The organism is Aquiflexum sp. TKW24L (genome assembly GCF_023502205.1).
Classification (GTDB): Bacteria; Bacteroidota; Bacteroidia; order Cytophagales; family Cyclobacteriaceae; genus Cognataquiflexum.
Genome location: NZ_JAMFLG010000003.1, coordinates 76,728 through 99,560 on the forward strand (window position 1 = coordinate 76,728; position 22,833 = coordinate 99,560).

18 protein-coding genes are annotated in these 22,833 nt (G+C 39.8%); 11 read left to right on the top strand and 7 right to left on the bottom strand.

What is annotated here, in order from left to right:
• Positions 1–10: 10 nt before the first annotated feature.
• The 9 genes from M3O96_RS03270 to M3O96_RS03310 all read left to right on the top strand — a co-directional run bounded on the left by M3O96_RS03270 (position 11) and on the right by M3O96_RS03310 (position 13,246).
• Positions 11–628 carry a 4-carboxy-4-hydroxy-2-oxoadipate aldolase/oxaloacetate decarboxylase gene (locus tag M3O96_RS03270; RefSeq protein ID WP_241143561.1) on the top strand — a complete coding sequence of 206 codons (618 nt, stop codon included), beginning with the start codon at positions 11–13 and terminating at the stop codon, positions 626–628.
• Positions 628–1,404, top strand: a complete 777-nt coding sequence (locus tag M3O96_RS03275) for an NAD(P)-binding domain-containing protein (RefSeq protein WP_249718730.1) — start codon at positions 628–630, stop codon at positions 1,402–1,404. Before M3O96_RS03270 ends, M3O96_RS03275 begins: the two co-directional genes overlap by 1 nt.
• Positions 1,405–1,409: 5 nt before the next feature.
• Positions 1,410–2,495, top strand: a complete 1,086-nt coding sequence (locus M3O96_RS03280) for a 4-oxalomesaconate tautomerase (protein WP_249718732.1) — start codon at positions 1,410–1,412, stop codon at positions 2,493–2,495.
• 334 nt (positions 2,496–2,829) lie between these two features.
• On the top strand, positions 2,830–3,060 hold the full coding sequence (locus M3O96_RS03285) for a hypothetical protein (RefSeq protein ID WP_249718734.1): 231 nt from the start codon (positions 2,830–2,832) through the stop codon (positions 3,058–3,060).
• A gap of 310 nt (positions 3,061–3,370) precedes the next feature.
• Positions 3,371–6,817 (top strand): 1,3-beta-D-glucan phosphorylase, GH149 family, encoded by a 3,447-nt coding sequence (locus M3O96_RS03290; protein WP_249718735.1) that lies wholly within the window; start codon positions 3,371–3,373, stop codon positions 6,815–6,817.
• Positions 6,818–6,886: 69 nt separating this feature from the next.
• Positions 6,887–8,629: a glycoside hydrolase family 3 protein gene (locus tag M3O96_RS03295; protein WP_249718737.1), complete on the top strand. Its 1,743-nt coding sequence runs from the start codon at positions 6,887–6,889 to the stop codon at positions 8,627–8,629.
• A gap of 47 nt (positions 8,630–8,676) precedes the next feature.
• Positions 8,677–9,942: a glycosyl hydrolase family 17 protein gene (locus tag M3O96_RS03300; RefSeq protein WP_249718739.1), complete on the top strand. Its 1,266-nt coding sequence runs from the start codon at positions 8,677–8,679 to the stop codon at positions 9,940–9,942.
• Between the two features lie 74 nt (positions 9,943–10,016).
• Positions 10,017–12,359: an MFS transporter gene (locus M3O96_RS03305; RefSeq protein ID WP_249718741.1), complete on the top strand. Its 2,343-nt coding sequence runs from the start codon at positions 10,017–10,019 to the stop codon at positions 12,357–12,359.
• Positions 12,360–12,361: 2 nt separating this feature from the next.
• Positions 12,362–13,246 carry a glycoside hydrolase family 17 protein gene (locus tag M3O96_RS03310; protein ID WP_249718743.1) on the top strand — a complete coding sequence of 295 codons (885 nt, stop codon included), beginning with the start codon at positions 12,362–12,364 and terminating at the stop codon, positions 13,244–13,246.
• 221 nt (positions 13,247–13,467) lie between these two features.
• On the opposite strand, the gene M3O96_RS03315 is transcribed toward M3O96_RS03310, so the two are convergent.
• The gene (locus M3O96_RS03315) at positions 13,468–13,701 is read right to left on the bottom strand and encodes a TSUP family transporter (protein ID WP_249718746.1); all 234 of its coding nucleotides are present in this window, start codon (positions 13,699–13,701) and stop codon (positions 13,468–13,470) included.
• Positions 13,702–13,821: 120 nt separating this feature from the next.
• On the opposite strand from M3O96_RS03315, the gene greB reads away from it, so the two are divergent.
• On the top strand, positions 13,822–14,337 hold the full coding sequence (gene greB / locus M3O96_RS03320) for a transcription elongation factor GreB (protein WP_249718748.1): 516 nt from the start codon (positions 13,822–13,824) through the stop codon (positions 14,335–14,337).
• 131 nt (positions 14,338–14,468) lie between these two features.
• Here greB and M3O96_RS03325 read toward each other — a convergent pair whose 3' ends face one another.
• The 3 genes from M3O96_RS03325 to M3O96_RS03335 form a co-directional block, all read right to left on the bottom strand.
• On the bottom strand, positions 14,469–15,353 hold the full coding sequence (locus M3O96_RS03325) for a sulfite exporter TauE/SafE family protein (protein WP_249718750.1): 885 nt from the start codon (positions 15,351–15,353) through the stop codon (positions 14,469–14,471).
• A 188-nt stretch (positions 15,354–15,541) separates the two neighbouring features.
• Entirely contained in the window at positions 15,542–17,290 is a 1,749-nt protein-coding gene (locus M3O96_RS22105) for an adenylate/guanylate cyclase domain-containing protein (protein WP_249718751.1), read from the bottom strand.
• 97 nt (positions 17,291–17,387) lie between these two features.
• The gene (locus tag M3O96_RS03335; protein ID WP_249718753.1) at positions 17,388–17,810 is read right to left on the bottom strand and encodes a hypothetical protein; all 423 of its coding nucleotides are present in this window, start codon (positions 17,808–17,810) and stop codon (positions 17,388–17,390) included.
• Positions 17,811–18,528: 718 nt separating this feature from the next.
• Here M3O96_RS03335 and M3O96_RS03340 point away from each other — a divergent pair.
• Complete coding sequence (locus M3O96_RS03340; RefSeq protein WP_249718755.1) at positions 18,529–18,849, top strand: hypothetical protein; 321 nt, start codon at positions 18,529–18,531, stop codon at positions 18,847–18,849.
• 23 nt (positions 18,850–18,872) lie between these two features.
• Here the strand turns inward: M3O96_RS03340 and M3O96_RS03345 are convergent, their stop codons facing one another.
• The 3 genes from M3O96_RS03345 to M3O96_RS03355 all read right to left on the bottom strand — a co-directional run bounded on the left by M3O96_RS03345 (position 18,873) and on the right by M3O96_RS03355 (position 22,797).
• On the bottom strand, positions 18,873–20,510 hold the full coding sequence (locus M3O96_RS03345; protein WP_249718757.1) for a M1 family metallopeptidase: 1,638 nt from the start codon (positions 20,508–20,510) through the stop codon (positions 18,873–18,875).
• A 210-nt stretch (positions 20,511–20,720) separates the two neighbouring features.
• Complete coding sequence (locus tag M3O96_RS03350) at positions 20,721–21,128, bottom strand: GAF domain-containing protein (protein WP_249718759.1); 408 nt, start codon at positions 21,126–21,128, stop codon at positions 20,721–20,723.
• 154 nt (positions 21,129–21,282) lie between these two features.
• The gene (locus tag M3O96_RS03355; protein ID WP_249718761.1) at positions 21,283–22,797 is read right to left on the bottom strand and encodes a serine hydrolase domain-containing protein; all 1,515 of its coding nucleotides are present in this window, start codon (positions 22,795–22,797) and stop codon (positions 21,283–21,285) included.
• Between the last annotated feature and the right edge of the window lie 36 nt (positions 22,798–22,833).

Here is a 22,833-nt window from a genome sequence, read left to right on the forward strand (position 1 = left end):
AATAATGAGCATGAACAAGATCGAAGAATTATGCAAGTTTTCCTCCGCTACTATTCATGAAGCGATGGGCCGGAATGGAAATCTACCCTCTGGCATTAAGCCTATTCATTCAAAAATGAAGGTGTATGGTCGCGCTTATACAGTCATGACAATGCCACGGGATAATGTTTTGTTGCATCGTGCCTACGCTTATGCGAAACCTGGCGATGTGATTGTTGCGAGTTGTTGCGGGTTTTATGAAGCGGGATATTGGGGTGACTTAATGAGTCTCGGAGCAAAGACAAAAGGCATTGCTGGTTTAGTAATTGATGGGTGTGTGCGCGATGCGGATGATATAGAAGCGATGGGGTTTCCGGTGTTCAGCCGCGGGTTATGCATACGAGGCACCAGCAACCATGGTGATGGTACGTTGAACGAACCGATTATCATTGGTGACTGCATGATTCATCCGGGAGATATTATAATTGGTGATCGTGATGGAGTTGTAGTTGTGCCTCAAGATAGAATGGATGAGGCGATTGAGAAATCGAGGGCACGAGAGGAAAAAGAAGAAAAAGTCAGAAAGCAATTGAGAGAAGGAAAAACCTCTATACAGATTTATGGATGGGATAAAAAATTTGGTTACTGATGGATAAATTGCATATTGCCATTCTTGGTTTGGGCGAAGCGGGAAGTCGATTTGCAAATGACTTAGTGAACTTGGGCGTTCGCGTTTCTGGCTGGGATCCCAATCTGATAAGAGAATTAAATGCAGCTGTTTTTGTTGCAAAGAGTAATCTGGAAGCATGCCGTGATGCTGATATTATTTTAAGTGTAAATCTTTCATCCGTTTCGGAAGCGGTGGTAAGGGAAGTTTTACCCGTCTTAAATAGCAAAAAGATTTATGCCGAAATGAATACGTCATCTCCTGAGATGAAAGTAGGAATCAATACTATTTTACAATCATCAGGAGTTCATTTTGTGGATGTTGCAATCATGGCCCCCGTGCCGCCTAATGGTATTTTTACTCCTCTGTTAACCTCTGGACCTGGAGCCTTAATCTTGAAAGAAAAGTTAAGCCATCTTAATCTTTACCTTTCGGTCTTAAATGAAACCGTTGGCGATGCATCCACCCGAAAACTACTTCGCTCGATTGTATACAAAGGAATTGCCGCAGTCATATGTGAGGCTGTTGAGGCGGGAAAAATTTTTGAATTGGAAGGCTACGTACGCGAACAAATTCAATCCATCATCGGTGGGAACGATGAATTGATTGACCGGTTTATTGAAGGTAGTGTTACTCATGCCGAAAGGCGCATGCACGAAATGGAAGCGGTAGCGAAAATGCTGGAGTCAAAAGGAATCGAACCGTTTATTTCAAAAGCTGTATATGATAATCTCACTAAATTGAAAAACAGAAAATAATTACCATGCAAACATCAATACCTTTTATGCTATTTCGTGGTGGAAGTTCCAAAGCACTTTTTTTTCATCTTGCAGATTTACCTGCTGATGTAGCAACTCGTGATAAGTACATTCTGGCAGCATTGGAGGGAGTTGGTCAGGGGGATCTGCGACAAATCGATGGAATGGGTGGAGCCACATCGCTAACAAGCAAAGTTGCGGTCGTTAGTCTATCTAAAGAAAAAAATGCTGACCTCGACTATTTATTTTTACAAGTTTTGATTGGCAAAGGAAAGATTTCAACGACACAAACGTGCGGCAATATTCTATCAGCAGTTGTACCCTTCGCCATTGAATCAGGATTGATAAAAGCGAATAGTCCATCAACAACAGCCACTGTCAATCTCGTAAACACAGGTGGACATTGCGAAGTCACGGTAGAAACACCCAATGGTATTGTGAACTATAACGGTCAGACTAAAGTGGATGGAGTTCCTGGGACTTCCGCACCCATACTCTGCAATTACCTTGGTGCTGAAGGTGCAACCTGTGGAAGTTTATTTCCTACGGGTAACTTGCTCGATATTGTAGATGGAATTTCTGTCACCTGCATTGACAACGGCATGCCCGAAATACTTATCCGCGCAAGCGATCTACTAATATCAGGAAATGAATCACCAATAGAGTTAAACTCTAATGAAGAATTAAAAAGAAAACTGGAGCTTATTCGATTGCAGATGGGCCCAAAAATGAATTTAGGTGATGTGACAAACCAATCTATTCCCAAAATATGTGTGGTATCCGGGCCTCTTCATGGCGGCGCTGTCAACACAAGAACCTTCATTCCTCATGTATGCCATGAAGCCATTGGCGTGCTCGGTGCGGTATCCACAGCAACGGCTTGCATCATAGAGGGAACAGTTGCTAATAAAATAGCTTCCCTCCCATCAAGTCATGAAGCAGGTTTATCTATCGAACATCCCACAGGAGAGTTTACTGTCCAACTAATAACAGAAAATACAGAGGGAAAAATCTCTATTAAGAAGTCAATTGTCTTACGCACTGCTAGGCTTATCAGCATGGGACAAGTTTATATCCCGAAGCATATATAAAATGGGCAATCCTATGGATTATAAAGGCACCTACAACACACATTGTCTAGGCCGCACATGCTGATACTAAGACAATAGCCTATTCAACCAAAGTTTCGATTGTATTTCCACCTTTTTACCTTTTGAATTTGTAATTCAAAACAATAAGCATAATGAAATTGCTCTCTTCAATTTCAATCAAAACCACCTTACTAAATAAAATACCGTTATTCGAAGTATCCAATAACTCTGAACCTTATGAAAAATATCCTCCCAATAGTTTTTGTAATTTTTGTACTTGGTTTTCTAAGCAGCTGCACTACAACCAGAAGTTTTCCTACTATGGAGGGAAGTTATGAGGGGTATTGAGGTATATACAGCAAAAAACCCTGGAAAAGATTTTAATGAAATCAAGTTTATTGAAGTTGGAGGTGGATGGTTTTCAGGTCCAAAAGGATTGATGAAAAAATTGGTACAAAGAGCCAAAGAATCTGGCGCTGATGGTTTAGTCAATGTTCAATACAATACACTACATGTCGGTAGCACGATTTCCGGAACTGCTGTCAAATTTGAGGAAGGTGTCTAATTCCTTTCTAGTCTTAATATTTGCAATTCCATTGTTACATTTTGACTTCAAAATTAAACTCTTTTTGCCTTCCCCTATTTAGATTTTTAGTAGCTTCTCCCCCACCATCCTTAAGTTAACTTATATCATTGTTTGGGATGACTATGCGAATTTAAAAATTTAGCATGACTGACCCATGGGAAAGAAATCCTTTAGTGCCTATCTATTAGCCTTTTGCTATTTGCAAAATACTTCTATCTTCGTATTAAGGCATAATTCTAAATTTTTCAGAATTATATTCCACTTGCCCATCATCAGTAATCATATCCCAATGCAAGAAATCACAGAAGACCGAAAAGTGCCAAAACTGAAGCAGGTTACGATAGATAATCAACTTTTTTTCCAAATCCTGAATGTCGATCAAATGCGGCCATTTTTTATGAGTATTGTAAGCAGCTCCAATCATTGGATGTTTATAAGCAGTAATGGTGGTTTGAGTGCAGGTAGAAAAAACGCAGAACATGCGTTGTTTCCCTACTATACGGAGGATAAAATTACAGAGTCTGCAGACATCACAGGATCGAAATCCATTTTTTCAGTCTCCCGATCCGGCCAATCTGTAATCTGGGAACCTTTTTCGATTAAGAGTTCAGAAAAGTATAAAATACAGCGGAACCTTTACAAGAATGTATTCGGCAATACGATCCTGTTCGAAGAAATCAACTTCGATTTGAACCTGATTTTTCATTACCAATGGAGTACAAGCCACCGCTATGGTTTTGTCAAAAAAAGCAGGTTGATTAATAATAATTCAACATCGGTTGACATTTCTGTTCTGGATGGGATCCAAAATATTGTTCCTTACGGGGTGCCAAGTTCAACCCAAAACCAAGTAAGCAATCTGGTGGACGCCTATAAGCGGAACGAACTCGATAAGGAAAGTGGAATTGGAATCTTTGCCCTCAGTGTGATTATTGTGGATAAGCCTGAACCAAGTGAGGCATTAAAGGCAAATATTGCTTGGTCTCTTGGTTTAGAAAACCCCAAGCACCTACTTTCATCCCTGCAGCTCGATAATTTTAGAAAAGGGATAGCAATCAGAGAAGAATCAGATATCAAAGCCGAAAAGGGAGCATATTTTGTGAATAGCGATATTTCAATTTCTCCCGGAAAAGAAAAGGAATGGCGGATCGTCGCCAATGTAAATAATAGTGTCACACAAGTTATTGAAATCGCCAATCAGATAAAAAATGATCCACAATTGGCTCAAAAGGTTGTTGGGGATATTGAAGCCGGAACAAGACAGTTGATCCAACTGAATGCCGCCGCAGATGGACTGCAATTGACCAAAGATACATTGAGGGATACCCGGCATTTCGCCAACTCCCTGTTTAACATTATGCGGGGTGGAATTTTTGATAACAACTACAGACTCGACAAGAAAGACATCACCGATTATTTTTCGAAGGCAAATAAACAGGTTTTAACTTATTGGCAAAAACTCAGTGAAAACCTTCCACTGCAGCTTTCACTCAGGAGTTTTAAAGATTTAATAATCAATTCAAAAAATTCTGATTTTAGAAGATTATGCATTGAATATTTACCCTTAAAGTTCAGCCGACGGCATGGGGATCCAAGCAGACCCTGGAATAAGTTTTCTATAAACACATATAATGAAACTGATGGGTCAAAAATTCTTGATTATCAGGGAAATTGGAGAGATATTTTTCAGAATTGGGAGGCATTGGTCCACTCCTATCCTGAGTTTATTGAAGGAATGATTTTCAAATTTCTCAATGCTTCCACTTTCGACGGGTACAATCCTTATCGGGTGACCATGGATGGTATTGATTGGGAAAGAATTGAGCCGGACGATCCTTGGTCATATATCGGTTATTGGGGCGATCACCAAATCATTTATTTGTTGAAGTTTTTGGAGTTTATTGTGAAATATTATCCTGGAAGGATAGAAAGCTATTTTGACAGGAGGGATTTTGTCTATGCCAATGTACCCTATAAAATAAAGAGCTACGAAGAGATATTAAAAAACCCAAAAGACACGATAGATTTTGATCATGAACTTGATACCAAGATCAAGGAACGTTGGTTGTGGCTGGGTGCCGACAGTGCCTTGCTTCAGGATAGACAAGGTTTGATTTATCATGTCAATTTTGTGGAGAAGATTTTAGCGACGCTGTTGGCAAAGATGTCCAATTTTATACCGGAAGGTGGTATTTGGATGAATACGCAGCGGCCCGAATGGAATGACGCCAACAATGCCTTGGTCGGAAATGGATTATCCATGGTGACATTGTATTACTTAAGGAGGTTTCTTACTTTTTTTGATGGAATTCTTGAAAATACAAAATCGAAAGAAGTTGAGATTTCAGAGGAATTGATGACTTTCTTTAAGGATGTGTCAGAAACGCTTATAAAAAACAAACACCTTCTTGAAGTCTCTTTTGCCGACAAGGATCGCAAAAAGGTTTTGGATGGTGTTGGATTGGCCGGAAGCAAATATAGAAATCATATCTATGAACAGTCCTTTAGCGGCAATCAGGAGGCTATTCAGATCCAAGACCTCAGGGATTTCACCCAGACATGCCTTGCCTATTTGGAACACAGCATTCGCGCGAATAAAAGAAAAGACGGCCTTTATCATGGCTATAACCTGATGACGGTTGAAAATCAGGATGAAATTTCTGTTTCTTACCTGAGTGAAATGTTAGAGGGTCAGGTTGCGGTTTTAAGTTCAGGATACTTGTCATCTTCAGAGGTGTTGGATTTATTAGATGTATTGAGAAGCAGTGCGCTGTATAGAAAAGATCAGAATAGCTACATCCTTTATCCCAATAAGAATTTAAAAGGGTTTCTGGAAAAAAATAATATTTCTCAAACTGCAATTTCAAGTTCTTCGTTGCTCATGATGCTTATCAATGAGGGAAATAAGCAGATAGTAGAGAAAGATGTGAACGGAGGCTACCATTTTAATGGCAATTTTAAAAATGCTAATGACCTTCGAAACGAATTAGAATTTCTTGCCAAAACCAATTACAAACAGATCAATGAATCGGATATAAAGAAAGCCTTGGAGATATTCGAAGAAATTTTTAAACATAAATCCTTTACGGGACGATCAGGGACATTTTTCGGCTATGAAGGTTTGGGGTCAATTTATTGGCACATGGTTTCAAAATTGTCTTTGGCAGTACAGGAATGTTGTCTTGAAGCTATAAAAAGTAATGAAAAAGAGGACCTGATTCAGAGCATTCAAAATCATTATTATGAAATCAATGAAGGGATCGGACTGCATAAATCCCCTACCCTTTATGGCGCTTTCCCGACTGATCCCTATTCACATACCCCAATGGGGAAAGGTGTACAACAACCGGGAATGACAGGTCAGGTTAAAGAAGATGTTCTAAGTCGATTTGGAGAGCTTGGCGTGTCTGTAATAGATGGAAAGTTGGGATTTAATGCCTCTATGCTTAGAAAGGATGAGTTTCTTACTGAGGCGAAAATCTTTGAATATATTGACGTCAACTCAGAATGGTTGAAATTAAAGTTAGAAGCTGGATCTCTAGGCTTTACTTATTGTCAGATCCCAATCGTATACAAACTTGCTGATCATTCTGAACTTGATGTAATAATGAAAAATGGCTATATTTCAAATAGTCCAAATCTTACTCTTGATACTGATTTTAGCCAAAGTATATTTGGAAGAACCGGAGAAATCAGTCAAATTATTGTTCATTTGGATAGAAAGGCGTTTAAATGATACTTGACCGTCCTACTTAACTTAAGAATTTTGGATTATACTTAATCAGTTTTTTACAGAACCGACCGGATGGGTAAAAAAGAAAAGACTTTTCAAATCATTGAAAAAAAAATCGACTCATTGCTTGAAAGGATGACCATCGATGAAATGATAGGTCAGATGACGCAAGTAAGGCATTTTGATGATATCTCCGGGGATGATATTAAAACAAAGCTTATTGGCTCTGTCATCCATACCCAGGGTCCGCTTCCCGGCCTTACTGCCACAGAATGGCAAGCCAAAGTAACTGATCTGCAAAAACAAGCCCTTTCCACACGCTTAGGAATTCCATTGTTATTTGGTGTAGATGCTGTGCATGGCCAAAATACATTTGAAGGCGCTACGATTTTTCCACATAATATTGGTCTTGGTGCTTCAGCAAATCCAGGCCTTGTCCAGCAGGCCGCTAAAATAACAGCCTTAGAAACGCAGGCAACAGGGTTTAACTGGGTTTTTTCGCCCTGTGTGGCTATTCCATACAACGAAAAATGGGGAAGAGTATACGAAGCTTTTTCTGAAAGCACGGATATAACCGTGGAATTGACTAGAGCTTCGGTCCGTGGACATCAAGGTGATCTCAGACAAAGTGAAAATGTACTGGCAACAGCAAAACACTTCATTGGTGATGGTTCTACTGATTTTGGTGTAGAAGGAGGAAACTCATCTTTATCCCTTGATGAGGTTAAAATAAGACTCCTTCCCCCCTATCAGGCTGCAGTTGATGAAGGGGTGGGTGCGATTATGGCCTCTTTTAATAAGTTAGATGACATTTCGATGCACGCCCATAAAGCGTTGATCACAGATCTATTAAAGGGCGAATTGAAATTTGATGGAATCGTGGTTTCAGACTGGAAAGGATATTCGAGGTTTGGGGAAAATGATATCATCAATGCGGGCATTGACATGGTAATGGCTGTAGATGGTGATTTGGAAGGATTTCAAAACGGACTGAAAGAGGCGGTTTCAAGCGGAGTTGTTCCGCTGACTAGAATTAAGGATGCCGTGCGTAGAATATTGAGACAAAAATTCAGACTTGGGTTATTTGACAATCCCTTCCCCGATAACAAACTCATCATTAAAATAGGCCTTAAAAAGCACCGGGAAGTAGCGAGACAAGCGGTACGGGAGTCACTGGTTTTGTTAAAAAATGAAGACAATATATTACCTCTAAAAAGAGATGCTAAAATAGTGTTAGTGGGTGAATTTGGAGATAACTCAGGATTGCAGTCAGGTGGATGGACGGTCAACTGGCAGGGAACCAATGAAAACTATCGAGGAGCAACAACCATCTTGGAGGGCTTTAGAAAAATTTCATCAGTTGAAGTCGCTTTTGACAAAGAGGGAAGTGGAAATGATGATGCCGATATCGCGGTGATTGTCGTCGGGGAAACCCCCTATGCTGAGTTTTTTGGAGATATAGGCGGAGAAATCAATGCTTATCAACTTACGCTTACTGAAATCCATCAGAATTATATCGATACCTATATTAAGCTAGGTAAAAAAATAATAGTGGTACTTGTTTGCGGTAGGCCCTTGGTCGTGACGCCCCAAATTAAACAATCGGATGCATTTGTTGTGGCATGGTTGCCGGGGTCTGAAGGTCATGGCATTGCTGAAGTACTTTACGGTGAGCATGACTTTAAAGGAAAACTACCCCACTCCTGGCCAAAATCTGTAGATGATTACAATGGGAAATACGGTCCTAATTTTTGGGATGATTCGATAAAACCACTGTTTCCACTAGGGTTTGGGTTACGTTATTGGGAGTCTTGATTTAATGAGAAATGAAGTTGAAATATCCATAAACAAAAGAAATTAGTATGAAGTCATCATCAATAATACTCAATGCAGTTGCAGTCTTAGCTTTTAGCTTTGGCTGTAACCAAAAACAAAAAGAAGAAACGAATCAACTAACAAAAAAAGAAGTGACAGCAAAAGAAATCTTAGGCAATCCTGAATACCCGGCAATATCCTATGGAGGATACCGTGAAAAATCAAGAGAATTTCAGCCCACCATTGAGGAACTTAAAGAAGACATGAGGATCTTATCCGCCATGGGAATTAAAATTTTGAGAACCTATAATGTACAGCTCCCCCACGCTTCAAATGTACTCAAAGCAATCAGCGAGCTGAAGAAGGAAAATCCGGATTTTGAAATGTATGTGATGTTGGGTGCCTGGATAGACTGTAAAAATGCATGGACTGATGAAAACCCTGACCATGACTTGGAAAGCGAACAAAATGAAGGTGAGATTGCAAGGGCTGCAGCACTTGCAAATCAATATCCTGACATTGTTAAAATATTGGCAGTTGGAAATGAGGCAATGGTTACCTGGGCCGCCAGTTACTATGTTAAGCCTGCTGTAATCCTAAAGTGGGTTACCCACTTACAATCCCTGAAAACTGAAGGCAAACTTCCCAAAGACTTATGGATTACCTGCTCTGATGATTTTGCTGCATGGGGAGGAGCTGATCCGAGCTATCATACCGAAGATCTTGAAAAATTGATTAAAGCCGTGGATTATATTTCCATGCATACCTATCCCTTTCACAACACCCATTATTACCCTGTTTTTTGGCATGTGACTCCTGAAGAAAGCCAATTTTCAGATGTAGAGAAAATTGATGCAGCGCTGTTAAGGTCCATAGACTTTTCCAAAGCTCAGTATGATGCAGTGAAAAATTATGTCAATAGCCTTGGAGTGGAAAAAGCGATCCATATTGGTGAGACAGGATGGGCTTCCGAATCAGATGGGTTTTATGGACCTGAAGGGTCAAGGGCAGCAGATGAATATAAGCAGGGATTATATTATAAGCACATGCGTGAATGGACCAATGTATCTGGTATTTCATGTTTTTATTTTGAGGCTTTCAATGAGCAATGGAAGGATGCCAAAAATCCAATTGGTTCAGAAAACCACTTTGGACTTTTTACCCTCAAAGGAGAAGCAAAATATGGGCTTTGGGATTTGGTGGATAAGGGCACCTTTAAAGGCTTGACAAGAAATGGCAATCCGATTGTAAAAACATTCAATGGCGATAAAGATCAGCTCATGAAAAATGTGTTGGTAAATCCCAATAAGTAAGTCCCGGAAGATAGCATTTTATAATAACCACTAAAAATAAAAATTTCCAAAACCACCAACAAACCCTAATAACTATGTCAACTACCTCGAGTAAAGTACCGATGGGCCAAAAAATTGCCTTCGGCGTTGGTATGTTAGCCAACCAAATGTTTCCTGCTTCACTAGGGATATTTATGGTGGTGCTAGTGCAAAACCTGGGATTCCCCGGTTGGATGTGGGGAATCGTTTACTTTATTCCGCGTGTCCTCGATGCTATAACAGACCCCATCATGGGCTTTATCTCAGATAATACCAAATCCCGATGGGGAAGGCGGAGACAATATGTATTTATCGGCGCTATTTTAATGGGGATTACCTTTTCGGTAATGTGGCAACTTTATGGGGATAACAGTGTGAGTTATAACTTCACCTATTTCCTATTTGGCTCTTTTGCCTTCTACATCGGGCTTACTATTTTCAGTGTGCCCTATGTAGCCATGGGCTATGAGATGAGTGAGGACTTCCATGAGCGTACCCAAATTATGGCCATAGCCCAATGGATTGGGCAGTGGGCTTGGGTGATTGCTCCATGGTTTTGGGTCATTATGTATGAGCCAAGTTGGTTCCCATCCCCGGAAGCTGCTACACGTGAATTATCAATTTGGGTCGGAGTGATTTTTGCTTTATGCGCTATGGTTCCTGCTTTTTTCATTCCCAGTAAATCTACCAAAGATGAGAATTACTCACCGCTGACATTCAATGCTATAGGAGATAGTATTTCCCAAATCATCAGAGGGTTCAAAGAAGCCTTTTCCTCAACACCTTTTAGAAAATTGTGTATTTCCACATTTTTTATCTTCAATGCTTTTAATACAGTAGCTGGCTTTGTCTTTTTTATAGTGGTTTGGCATTTGTTTAAGGGCGATGCTGGGGCAGCCGGCTATTGGACACCCTTGTTCGGAAGTATCGGTGCGTTGGTCACTACCTTTATTGTCATTCCTGTGGTAGCTAGGATGTCCAGGAAGATTGGCAAGAAAAACGCTTTCATGGTATCCCAAGGCATAGCCTTGGTAGGCTATCTTTCTTTGTGGTTTCTTTTTGTGCCCGGCAAGCCTTGGATGTTCATCTTTTCCCTTCCATTACACTCTTTTGGAATCGGTAGCCTTTTTGTGTTGATGATGTCCATGACTGCCGATGTGATCGACTTAGACGAACTGAATTACGGAAAACGAAGGGAAGGAGTATTCGGTGCCATTTATTGGTACATGGTGAAGTTCGGATTTGCCATAGCAGGCGGTTTGAGTGGTTTGATTCTGACTATAGTAGGTTTCGATGGAAATGCAGCGGTTCAGCCCGAAGGTGCTGTGGATGGTCTGAGGATTTTCTTCTCGGGGCTTCCGATGTTGGGAACCATAGCGGCCATGTACCTCATGCATGACTACGATGTGGATGAAAAAAGGGCCAATGAAATCCGTGAAGAATTAAAAAAGCGGGCAGAGGCCAAAAAAAGCCTGGAAAACCCGTATTCGCAAAATGAAAATTCAGCGGTATTGACCAAAGTGCAAAATGAATTTTCTCCTAAAACAGACATTGATTTTTCAAATAAATCCAACACCGAAATAAAGCAACTCTTTTCCAAATCATTTGATTCGGGCATTCATGGCCTATGTTTCAGTCCCTATTTGGAAGGTCAGAATATAGGTGATCAATTATCCGAGAATCAAATCCGGAGGAGAATGGACTTGGTTTCAAAAAATGTCAAATGGGTTCGCTCTTTTTCATGTACTGACGGAAATCAATACATTCCCAAAGCAGCCCATGAAAAAGGACTTAAGACGATGGTGGGCGCTTGGATTGGAGTCGATAAAGCGAAAAATGAACAGGAGATTAAAAATCTGATCAGCTTGGCACAACAAGGATTTGTGGATATCGCCGTGGTTGGCAATGAGGTTTTGCTTAGAAATGAATTGACAGAGCAAGAAATAATAGATTACATCAAGGAGGTGAAAAAATCCTTACCCAATACGCCTGTCAGCTACGTGGACACCTATTTTCAACACCAAAAGCATCCCCTACTTGTGGATGCCTGTGATATCATTTTAGCAAACTGTTATCCTTTTTGGGAAGGAAAAAGTATTGAAGAAGCCTCTTCCCATTTGCAGCATATGTATGCGTCAACAAAAGACATTGCAAATGGTAAAAAAATCATGATTACAGAAACAGGATGGCCGAATCAGGGAGATAAAGTCCAAGACGCCGAACCTTCTGAAGAGAATGCAATGAAGTACTTTATTAATGCCAATAGTTGGTCCCAACAAGAAAAAATAGACATGTTCTATTTTTCATCATTCGATGAGTCATGGAAAATACACCATGAAGGTGATGTCGGTCAACGTTGGGGAATTTGGGATAAGAATGAAAACTTAAAATACATCTAGGAATGTCTTCAAAAGCTGAAAAATTATTATCGTTGACCGGTGTTTCATTTGAGGGTGCTTCTTTTGAAACCCTGAAAGAATTGTATAGAAAAGTCCTGGATTTTGGGATTCATGGGATTGGCTTCAGCCCATACATAGAAGGACAAAAACCCGGAGACATCATTTCAGAGGAGCAAATAAGAAGGAGATTGGAAATCATTAGGCCTTATACAACTTGGGTTCGCTCTTTCTCCTGTACGGATGGGAATGAGCTGATTCCAAAAATCGCCAAGGAATATGGGATGAAAACTTTAGTGGGTGCATGGCTCGGCAAGGAGGACAAAATCAATCAGATGGAGATAGAAAATCTGATCAAAATCTCTAATGAAGGATATGTCGACATTGCCGCAGTTGGAAATGAAGTCATGTACCGCGAAGACCTCACCGAGGACGAGCTTTTAACCTTCATGCAAAAAGTAAAATCGGCAATTAAGGGGATTCCTGTTGGTTATGTAGATGCCTATTATGAATTTGAGGATTATCCAAAAATAGCTGAAGCCTGTGATATTATTTTGGCCAATTGCTATCCTTATTGGGAAGGATGTCACATAGACTATTCATTGTTATACATGAAGGAAATGTATAACAGGGCAAAGCGTGCTGCCAAAGGAAAACCAGTTATCATCAGTGAAACCGGTTGGCCGAGTCAGGGAACTAGCTTAGGAGCTGCCATGCCTTCTGATGAAAATTTTATCAAATATTTTATCAATACACAGAAGTGGTCAAAAGAAGAGAATATTGAAATTTTCTATTTTTCATCATTTGATGAGTCATGGAAGGTTGGAGTCGAGGGAGATGTAGGTGCCTATTGGGGGCTTTGGGACAAAGATGAAAACCATAAATATTAATCAAATTAGGAATTGAAAATATCCCTGTAATTTCAAGGAAAGGTTTAATTTCTAACATTTACTGTTCGGTGCTGTATTCACACATTTTGTGAATTCAGCACCGCTTTTTGTTTATAAATGGATATCATTTCTTCATTAGGCCGATTTGAAAATCACTTCAATGTCATACGTGTCCTACAAATCAAGTCTGATTTCAAGGTGACTAAAAAGAAAACAAAAGATCAATTACTTTTAGAATAAGCCGCTCTCAGCATCACTGTTGAGGTATAAAGTATTACAACTATCACAAGCCATCTGAGAATATCCAATGGCAATGATTTCACTATAAATGCAGCAATTAATACTGCTAAAATTCCCGGAATTGCCATGGCTACTGCAGCTTTCCTATTAAAGGCTCCTTCACGGATAAATCGAATAGATGCGGGTGGCATCAAAAATGCACATGAGCCCATCATGATTGGAAAAGCAACCTGAGGTGACATTCCAAGTGCAAAACCAAGGCCATACAAGGAGCATACAAACCTATCCCATCATTATATTATCTTGTGAAAATTTTCAAAGTAAGATCATTTATCATGAGGCGAAAAATCCCAGAGTCAACTCTACCAAAACTCAATCGCTCACAATTTATTACTTCCGAAGGTTTACAAAAATTAAAGGAAGAACATGATCATTTATGGCGAGTTGAACGTCCAGACGTTACCGCTAAGGTTGCATGGGCCGCAAGTTTGGGAGATCGTTCAGAAAATGCCGATTACCATTACAACAAAAAACGTCTTCGAGAAATTGATAATCGCCTACGTTATTTACGAAAGTGTATTGATGACTTTAAAGTTATTGACTATCACCCCAACCAAGAAGGAAAAGTGAATTTTGGTGCTTGGGTAGAAATTAAAAACGAAAAGAAAGGTCTTCAAAATCGTCTTCGAATTGTTGGTTACGAAGAGTTAATAGGTAACAAAAATTACATCTCTATGGACTCTCCCATGGCTGAATCGCTTCTTGGTAAAACTGTTGGAGATGAGGTGATAGTTAAAACCAAAATGGGTGATTTTGTATGGAAAATTCTTAAAATAGAGTACCAAAAGTAGTTTTGCTAATCATAGCTATAAGGAATTGCTTAGCATAAAGTAATATATAATACACCGTTTTTTCTTCGTGTTGGTAAACTGCAGTTCTTCTAATTCATTTTTCCTGATTGTAATTTCAAAATAATTCCAAATCACTTTTTCTCCAAATCCATACTCAATTCCTTTTGAACCAATCCAGCTCTCAGCATCACTGTTGAGGTATAAAGTATAACCACTATCACAAGCCATCTAAGAATATCCAATGGCAATGATTTCACTATAAATGCAGCAATCAATACGGCTAAAATTCCTGGAATTGCCATGGCTACTGCAGCTTTCCTATTATAGGCTCCTTCACGGATAAAACGAATAGATGCGGGAGGCATCAAAAAAGCACATGATCCCATCATGATCGGAAAAGCCACCTGCGGAGACATCCCAAGTGCAAAAACCAAAGCCATACAAGGGGCATACAAGCCAATACCGGCAGTCATCAATGCACCCAAGAAAAAGTTGGCAACTATTGCAATAATAAGTTTACCTCCTTCAAGGCCGATAGCCTCGCCACCTCCTTGAATCCAATCCAAGTTGCGGGCAAGCATAAAACCGGCTGTAATAAGCAATGCAAATCCCATAGTCAGCCTGATCTTTTGTTCGGATAGCTTTGAGACTACGCCTGCACCAACGATGGCACCTATTGCAGCCGAGACAAGCATTAGAATAAGTGTTTTTGGCTCGACTTCAATGATCGTGATAAAAATCAGGGCCTGTAACAATACAGGAAGTGTATTGGCAACATTCATAGTACCCGGAATGAGCTTGTCCTCAGTTTGTTTGGTAAATTTTAACAACGCTGTTTGAGGAGCAAATGCACCAATACCCAACACGTCAAAAAAATTGACCACAAATCCAATAATGGAAGTTTTTCTCCAGCTGATGGGTTCCAACCTGTTTTTATGTCTGAGAAAATCCCTCGTCAAAACAATAGTAAACCAAACCATTAGAATGCCGAGTGAAATCCAAATAAATGCCACCATTGAGTCCAGCTAATTAGAAATAATTATGTTGCTTATCGAGTGAATGCTTCATTCCATCAAAAAGTGGGAAATTTTCCAAGAAATATATCAATAAATTGAATAGAAATTCAGCTTTTACAATAACCCAGGGCATTACCTCTACCGAATACTCCCCTCCTAATAATCCAAACTACTTGTACAATAATCTGCTAGGAAAAATCTTCAATTAAATAATACATTTTCCAAGTACCTCTATTCTTTATTTCGAAACTTCCTCTGTATTCACATTCAAACTCCTCGCTGATGAGATCATAGGTCGATTCGGAAAGGTTGATTTTTCCCGGGACTGAATTAGATTCCATTCTGGAGGCAATATTGACAGTGTCTCCCCATATGTCATACTGCCATTTTTTAATTCCGACTATTCCCGCTACAACAGGACCTGTATGGATCCCTACCCGCATTTCAAAGGCACAAATTCCTTCATCTGATTTACTATTTACAAACGCCATCATCTCTTTGGCTGCGAGAACCACGTCTCGGGGATGCGTTTGGTTTTCCTTTGGAAGTCCTCCGACGCACATATAGGAATCACCGATGGTCTTGATCTTTTCTAAATTATTCCGGGAGCATATCTCATCAAATTTTTTGAAATAGTAATCCAAACTTTTAACCAGGACCTCCGGTGAAATATTTTCCGCGGTAGCGCTGAAATTTTTGAAATCAGTAAATAAAACGGTGACTGATTCATTTCGCAGAACTTTGACTGAACCATATTCTTTCAGTTCTTCCGCCGTTTCTGCGGGCAAAATATTCAATAGAAGTTTTTCCGACCGATCTTTTTCTTTTTCGATAATCTGTTTGGCCTGTTTCTCATAGAGGAAACGTCGGTAAACTACAAATGCCAGCAATGCAATCAATATCATCGCGATTATCACTCCATAAATGATAAATCTTTGTCTTTTAGTCTGGAGATCTTTGATGAAAGCTTCTTTTTCCAATAAGTCTACTTCTATTTGTTTCTGAGAAACTTCATAATCAGTCCTAAGATTTGCCATCTCCTGCACGGCGCTGATATTATTGACACTGTCGCGATAAATGATGTGCTTTTTGTAGAATTCCAGTGCTTTTTGAGGAAGGCCATCCTGCTCATAAATTTTGGAAAGGGTCAGGTTGGAATTGCTGATTTGGTCTTTAAGTCCGTAGTGATTGGCGAGTTCCAGGCTTCGATTGGCATAATTCAAAGCGCGAATCCGATCGCCACTTTCCAAATAAATGGTGGACATGAATTCGAGGTATACCGATATGGGATAGAATTCATTGTAAGCTTCAAGAATGGCAATTGCCTTGTTGATATTTTCTTCCGCGGCTGTATTATTACCGTTTTGAGCATTGATCATCCCGAGATTCCCAAAGCAATAAGCCTCACCAATTGGGTAATTAACCTTCTTAAAAATGGCTAAGGCTTCTTCGGTTAAAAGTAAAGCAGAGTCAAGTTTCCCTAGATTCAGGTACTCATCGCCGGCATTGAATATGCCACTTGCCAGGGCTAGTGAATCATTTACATTTCTGAGGATTTCTATGCTTCTGCCATAGTAAATGGCAGCATTCTGACTGTTTTCACTTTGTGAGTAAGTATCAGCTATTGCCAAAAAAACTTTTCCCCTACCCTCTTGGTAATTGGCTTTCTCGACGTAAGCGAGACTTTGAAAGTAAAAATCCAAACCCTGTGAAAGTTCACCTTTCAATACATGTCCGTTTCCTACTTGTAAGTAGCCGTAATAAGCACCTTTATAATCCGATTCAACCACCGATTTATCTATTAAGATCTGACCATATTTTAGAAGACTATCCGGATTCGGGTCTTTTTGAAGGATAGATTCCAAAAGTCCCTTGTCACCATTTCCTTGGAAATAAAGCTTTTTCAAACTATCAAGTAAAGCAATATTCTTTTCCACATCCATTTCTGATTGCGAAAAAGCGCAATTAAAAGAGAAAAAAAATAAAAAGAGAATCGGGAATTTTTTCATTTCCACGTAACAAAATCATGGAAAATCATATAACTCGAATCTTTGGGTCGATCTTAAATTTTCTTTCCAAACCACCGGAATTAACTAGAAAGTGAATTCTATATTCTTCTTCCGCCCCATGCTTTGCCTTACCGACATGTCCATCTTTGTGTGTTTTCCCGGAGCTTTTCCCATCATCATAGAGTTTGATCAGAGATTTCTTTTTATTTACTACGATCTTCGTAATAATGACAAAATCTTGGACACTTTCCATGATATGCATGGCCGCTCCCACCCAAGCCAATTTTGACTTATCTCTGATATTGCTCACAAAATTTTCCTTTTTTGGTGAATCGTTGTGATTGTCTCCGATAAGAATGCATTCCATGACCTCTTCTTTGCTTGGTTTTTCATTTAAAGCAATGATCTTTTTGGTGTTTACATACAGCGTGATGATGGTATCTTTCATTTTTCCGGGGGTTTTATTATTGCATTGTCAAAATTTTGCTTGGTAAAAAATTGGTTGAAGGCAATTCAAATTAAAACTAAAATTGGTAAAATACAATATGTAATATTCAATATGTTAAAAGTTATACACTCAAGCGTTTCTACTTTTATCTCACTTTCAAACTCTCCTTTGCTAGGTTTAAATTGTTACTACACCATTTTATCCTCGGAATTTGTAATTCCTTTTTCTACATGAATCTATACCAATAAGCAAAGATTGAAAATTTGGCTTTTGTCTGAATCTGATGGACAACAGAATCATGGTTTTAAAAGAAGATACTTACAAATTTTTTTTCATTATGGTATTTGTAGGGTTAGTGATAAGACTTATTTAATAAAAGCTCCATTTGCTCAGCAACCCATTGGGCAGAAGAAGCAAAAGAGCCAGTTACAATCCGATTAGGTTTATCAATAACAAGGGTGAGCTCTGGTTCATTTCGGATATCGAAGGAGTTCACAACCAGTTGGAGTTGTTGAACCGGAATCCAATGTAATGACATTACCAGGATGAATTTAATCAAGATATTTTTGGGAGATGATTTCTTTTAACTTAAGATTATCCTGATTGATAAGAGAGAAGTTTCGGACTTGACCTTCCATATTTTTGAGGATTAAAGGGTAAGATTTTAATAACCTTGGACCTAATTGAACGTTAACCCATTAACTAAATCTTTTATTTTATGAGAAAATATTTTTCAATTTCAGTCTTATTGGTTTTTATATTCCTTTTTGCAAGTTGTACATCCTTGAGAACTATCCCAATTTCAGAAAACAGGTATGATGGCATGGAAATTTTTACCTCTAATGTGCCTTTGGGCAGAGATTATCAAGAAGTCAGAATAATTAGAGTCACAGGTGGCTGGCTCTCAGGGCCAAGAACGAAGATGAATAGACTGGTAAGGCAAGCAAAAAGAGCAGGTGCAAATGGTTTAGTGGATGTCAAGTATGATATCATTGATGGTAAAAATAGGTTGACTGGGACAGCGGTGCGGTTTATGTAAGATGTCGAATTAGATTCCGAAAATCATCTCAACCTCAAGCTCCCTACGTAATAATCCACATCAACCGTCAGGTCCGACTTTTTTTCCAAGGTCACCTGAGTCCATTTCGTAGTTGGTTGAATTCTTACTTTCTTATCTCCCAAGTGCAAGTCCACCGGCATATCAAATGATAAAATGCAGTTTGCCCATCGGAAATTAAAAGTCAAATCGTCTGAAAAATAGTATTCCAAAATTGGAACAGCGCTATTTCTAAGGTACTGGTCAAAAAAGCTTGAAAGGTCTATTCCTGCTTCTTGGGAAATGTAATCTTCCACCTGTGCAGTCGTGACCGTCTGATGGTAAAACTCGCTGTTCAATCCCCTAAGGATCTTTCTCCATTTTTCATCGTCATTCACGATTTCACGGAGTGTATTCAGGATATTCCCACCTTTGTAGTACATATCTCCCGAACCTCGGCTGTTGACGCTGTACCTACCTATTATAGGAAGTTTGTTATCTATTCGGGTTCTCGTACCCCGCACATATTCCTGTCCTGCTTCTTTTCCATAGAAATAGTCGACATACAGGCTCTCAGAATAGTTGGTAAAGCTCTCGTGGATCCACATATCCGCCACATCCTTGTAAGTGATGTTGTTGGCAAACCACTCGTGACCGGATTCATGGATGATGATAAAGTCAAATTTCATCCCCCAACCTGTTCCACTCAGGTCCGCACCGCGATAACCGTTTTGGTAGCCGTTGCCATAAGTGACCGAACTCTGATGCTCCATGCCGAGGTAAGGCGCTTCCACCAGTTTGTAGCTGTCTTCGTAAAATGGATAAGGCCCAAACCAATGCTCAAAAGCCTCCATCATCCGACCAGCATCTGAAAAATGCTTTTTCGCTTTCTCCAGATTTTCCCGCATTACATAGTATTCCATATCGAGAAGCCCTTTTTCACCCTGATATTTTTCTGAAAAATGGACATAGTCGCCAATGTTGATATTCACTCCGTAGTCATTGATGGGATTGCTGACAAACCAATGAAAGGTTTTGGTCTGTCCATTGGTCTCGGTTTTCCTCAAACGCCCGTTGGAAATGTTCATCAAGTTTTTGGGAACAGTCACGCTGATCAGCATGCTGTCCACCTCATCCGCCGGGTGGTCTTTGCTTGGCCACCAGATACTCGAACCGATTCCCTGATTGGAAGAAGCGATAAAATGATTCCCATTTTCATCTTTTTGCCAGGTGATGCCGCCGTCCCAAGGTGGCCGCACCGCTTCTTTGGGTTGGCCTTCATAAGAAATTACAACTTCTTCAAATTCCCCCACAACCTGCTTTTTGGGGAGGCTGATAAAATGGGCTGCTCCCTCCTTTCGGATTTCAAGATTTTTTCCGTCCTGTTTTGCATTGATAATCCGTAAAGGTTCCTGCAAGTCTATCTGCAATACTTGATGTGCCTTCTTTACTTGGTACCGAACTGTATTGGTTCCTTTGATGGATTTGGTTTCAGGAAAAACTTCCACGGCAAGGTGGTAGTAATTTAAATCCCACCATTCCCTTTCCGGTGTGATGCTTCCCCGCAGCGTATCTGCCCGGGTGAAAATCATCTCTTGGGAATAAGAACCACTTGCAATGAAAAAAAAGGACAGCGTAAAAAGGAGTTTTATGATTAAATTCATAAGATGGGAATTAGCAAAGGAGACTGAATATCGGCAATTTTTTGGAAATGGGTTTGGGAAATTATATGAACAACCTCTTTTATGAAATCAAAAGACTTCCTTAAAACCACCTTAAAATGATTTAAATCCGAAGTAAGTTAGATCCTGAGCCAATATCTATCAATATCCAATATCCATAAATATCAACTTGGATAGAAAATGATTCGACGTTTAAAATTCCTTCCTAATCAACCTTCTCCCAATCTCCCCTCCGATTTGCATCAATGCCTCACTTTCTTCTTTGGTGAAATCATAAGGAACAGGCTTGGCTATTCCCAGCGTCCCATACAATTCGCCTCCAAGCAACATCGGTACTGCAATGGAACCTTCGACTTTGGTTTCCTTTGCGGCAGGTCTTGCCACTCCGGAAGAATCTGTCTGCAGGTTGCACATCTCTACAGGCTGCTTCCGCTCCGCTGCAATTCCCGCCATTCCTTTGCCGATCGGAATCACCGACATCTTGGGCAACAAAAAATCAGGAATGCCTTTCTGCGATTTCAGCATCAGCAAATTGGTCTCTTTGTCAAGGGTGTGGATTGTTCCCGTGGTACAATCAAAAGCTGCAATAATGGTTTCCAACAATTCTTACCAATTGATATCTCCTTTTGTTTGCTTAATGGATTTGATGATTGATTCTGTGTTGTTCATAATATTTTTTTTCTAATTATATCCTTAAATTCCTTCCACCTTTCACTTTTAACCTTTTACTTCCGACTTCGGTCTTCCGTCCCGTTCAGTCAACTTTCGCCTCAAAACTCACCTTCTTCCCCTCTCCTTCAAAGCTGTTTATAAATGTGATGATCGCCTTTTCTCCTTCAAACTTAACCCGGATGATTTCAGAATGCGGACTTTCGATGTACCGCAGGTGAAGTTCCACGGTATTAAGATCAAGCCAAGCATAACTTCCTGCAATTTTAAAAGGAGCCAATCCTACTTGCTGGTTCATAGCAAAAGTAAAGAGGTTAGGCCCTATCCTGTCTGTTTCATCCTTGATCCATTTGCCTGATCCAAAGATCAATTTAAAAGTATAAGCCCCTTGAACAAGATTCAAAACACAGACTTCATCTTGAAAACCAAATGAAAAGCCATTAACATTTTCAACTTTAGATGTGATGCTATAATTTTTTCCAGAAACTGTTTTTTCCAAGATAGGGTTTTCTGCACTTTCCATTGGAGCAAAAGAAAGCATGTTGAGTCTTTCTTTCAATTTTGTGTCTTGATCAGAGATTGTACCAAATGCGGGCAACAAGTTACTCCAAACCAAATCAAGCAATCCTTGCATATCGGTGGTCTCCGAAGTGAGGATAATGACGGCATCTTTTTCTGGTAGGATTAAAATATACTGTCCAAATGCTCCATCAGCGCGGTAAGAATTATGTCGGCTTCTCCACATTTGATAAGCATACCCCTGAATCCAATCATTGGAAGCCATTTTTTCCGCAGAAGCATTGGGTTCTTGCATGATTTTCAAAGTACTTGCTTCTTCGATCCAGGATTCAGCCAGTATTTGTTTTCCGTTCCATTTCCCTTTTTGCAGAAATAACTGACCGAGCTTTGCCATGTCCTCAGTCTTGACCCGGATACCCCAACCACCAGTTTGGGTCCCCTGTAAATCCGTCTCCCAATCCAATCCTGTAATCCCCAAGGGCTTCAATAATCTTGGTTCCAAAAAGTCCAAGAGCGTTTGACCGGTTACTTTTTGGATAATGGATGAAAGCATGAAGCTGGCGGAGGTATTGTACAGGAATTTTGTTCCCGGTTCATTGGCAATGGGCATATTCAGAAATGCTGCTACCCAGTTTTCAGTGGTAAATACTTCTTGGTTAAAGCTTTTATCATGGCCTACGCTCATCGAAAGCAAATCTTTGATTTCAAGATTCGCCAGATTTTGTGAAATATGATCAGGGAGAGATTCAGGAAAAAAAGAAATAACCTTATCTGTTACTTTGAGCTTTTTCTCAGCTACTGCAAAGCCAATTGCTGTGGCTGTGAAAGTTTTACTGACTGAGTACATGGTATGTTTGAGTTCCGGCTTATAAGGATCCCACCAACCCTCGGCGATCACCTTCCCATGTCTAAGCACCATCATACTATGTACTTCATGCTTACTTGCTTCAACCTCATGGATAAAATCAATAATCTTTTGGGAGGAAACCTTTTGGGCCTTTGGGGTACTTCTGGGAAGGGAGTTTTGGGCAAAAACCGGTAGGTAGATTAAAAAAAGCAATATAATTATAATGGGTTTCATTGTCTGATAGGATAGGTTTGAAATGTATTATAATGG

Bases quoted from the DNA above. Each gene is read 5' to 3' on its own strand.
- M3O96_RS03335 (WP_249718753.1), bottom strand. From the start codon at position 17,810: ATGAAAGATACCATCATCACGCTGTATGTAAACACCAAAAAGATCATT.
- M3O96_RS03310 (WP_249718743.1), top strand. From the start codon at position 12,362: ATGTCTTCAAAAGCTGAAAAATTATTATCGTTGACCGGTGTTTCATTT.
- M3O96_RS03325 (WP_249718750.1), bottom strand. From the start codon at position 15,353: ATGGTGGCATTTATTTGGATTTCACTCGGCATTCTAATGGTTTGGTTT.
- M3O96_RS03285 (WP_249718734.1), top strand. From the start codon at position 2,830: ATGAGGGGTATTGAGGTATATACAGCAAAAAACCCTGGAAAAGATTTT.
- M3O96_RS03315 (WP_249718746.1), bottom strand. From the start codon at position 13,701: ATGATGGGCTCATGTGCATTTTTGATGCCACCCGCATCTATTCGATTT.
- M3O96_RS03340 (WP_249718755.1), top strand. From the start codon at position 18,529: ATGAGAAAATATTTTTCAATTTCAGTCTTATTGGTTTTTATATTCCTT.
- M3O96_RS03275 (WP_249718730.1), top strand. From the start codon at position 628: ATGGATAAATTGCATATTGCCATTCTTGGTTTGGGCGAAGCGGGAAGT.
- M3O96_RS03355 (WP_249718761.1), bottom strand. From the start codon at position 22,797: ATGAAACCCATTATAATTATATTGCTTTTTTTAATCTACCTACCGGTT.
- M3O96_RS03300 (WP_249718739.1), top strand. From the start codon at position 8,677: ATGAAGTCATCATCAATAATACTCAATGCAGTTGCAGTCTTAGCTTTT.
- M3O96_RS03290 (WP_249718735.1), top strand. From the start codon at position 3,371: ATGCAAGAAATCACAGAAGACCGAAAAGTGCCAAAACTGAAGCAGGTT.
- M3O96_RS03270 (WP_241143561.1), top strand. From the start codon at position 11: ATGAACAAGATCGAAGAATTATGCAAGTTTTCCTCCGCTACTATTCAT.
- M3O96_RS03295 (WP_249718737.1), top strand. From the start codon at position 6,887: ATGGGTAAAAAAGAAAAGACTTTTCAAATCATTGAAAAAAAAATCGAC.
- M3O96_RS03280 (WP_249718732.1), top strand. From the start codon at position 1,410: ATGCAAACATCAATACCTTTTATGCTATTTCGTGGTGGAAGTTCCAAA.
- M3O96_RS03305 (WP_249718741.1), top strand. From the start codon at position 10,017: ATGTCAACTACCTCGAGTAAAGTACCGATGGGCCAAAAAATTGCCTTC.
- greB (WP_249718748.1), top strand. From the start codon at position 13,822: ATGAGGCGAAAAATCCCAGAGTCAACTCTACCAAAACTCAATCGCTCA.
- M3O96_RS03345 (WP_249718757.1), bottom strand. From the start codon at position 20,510: ATGAATTTAATCATAAAACTCCTTTTTACGCTGTCCTTTTTTTTCATT.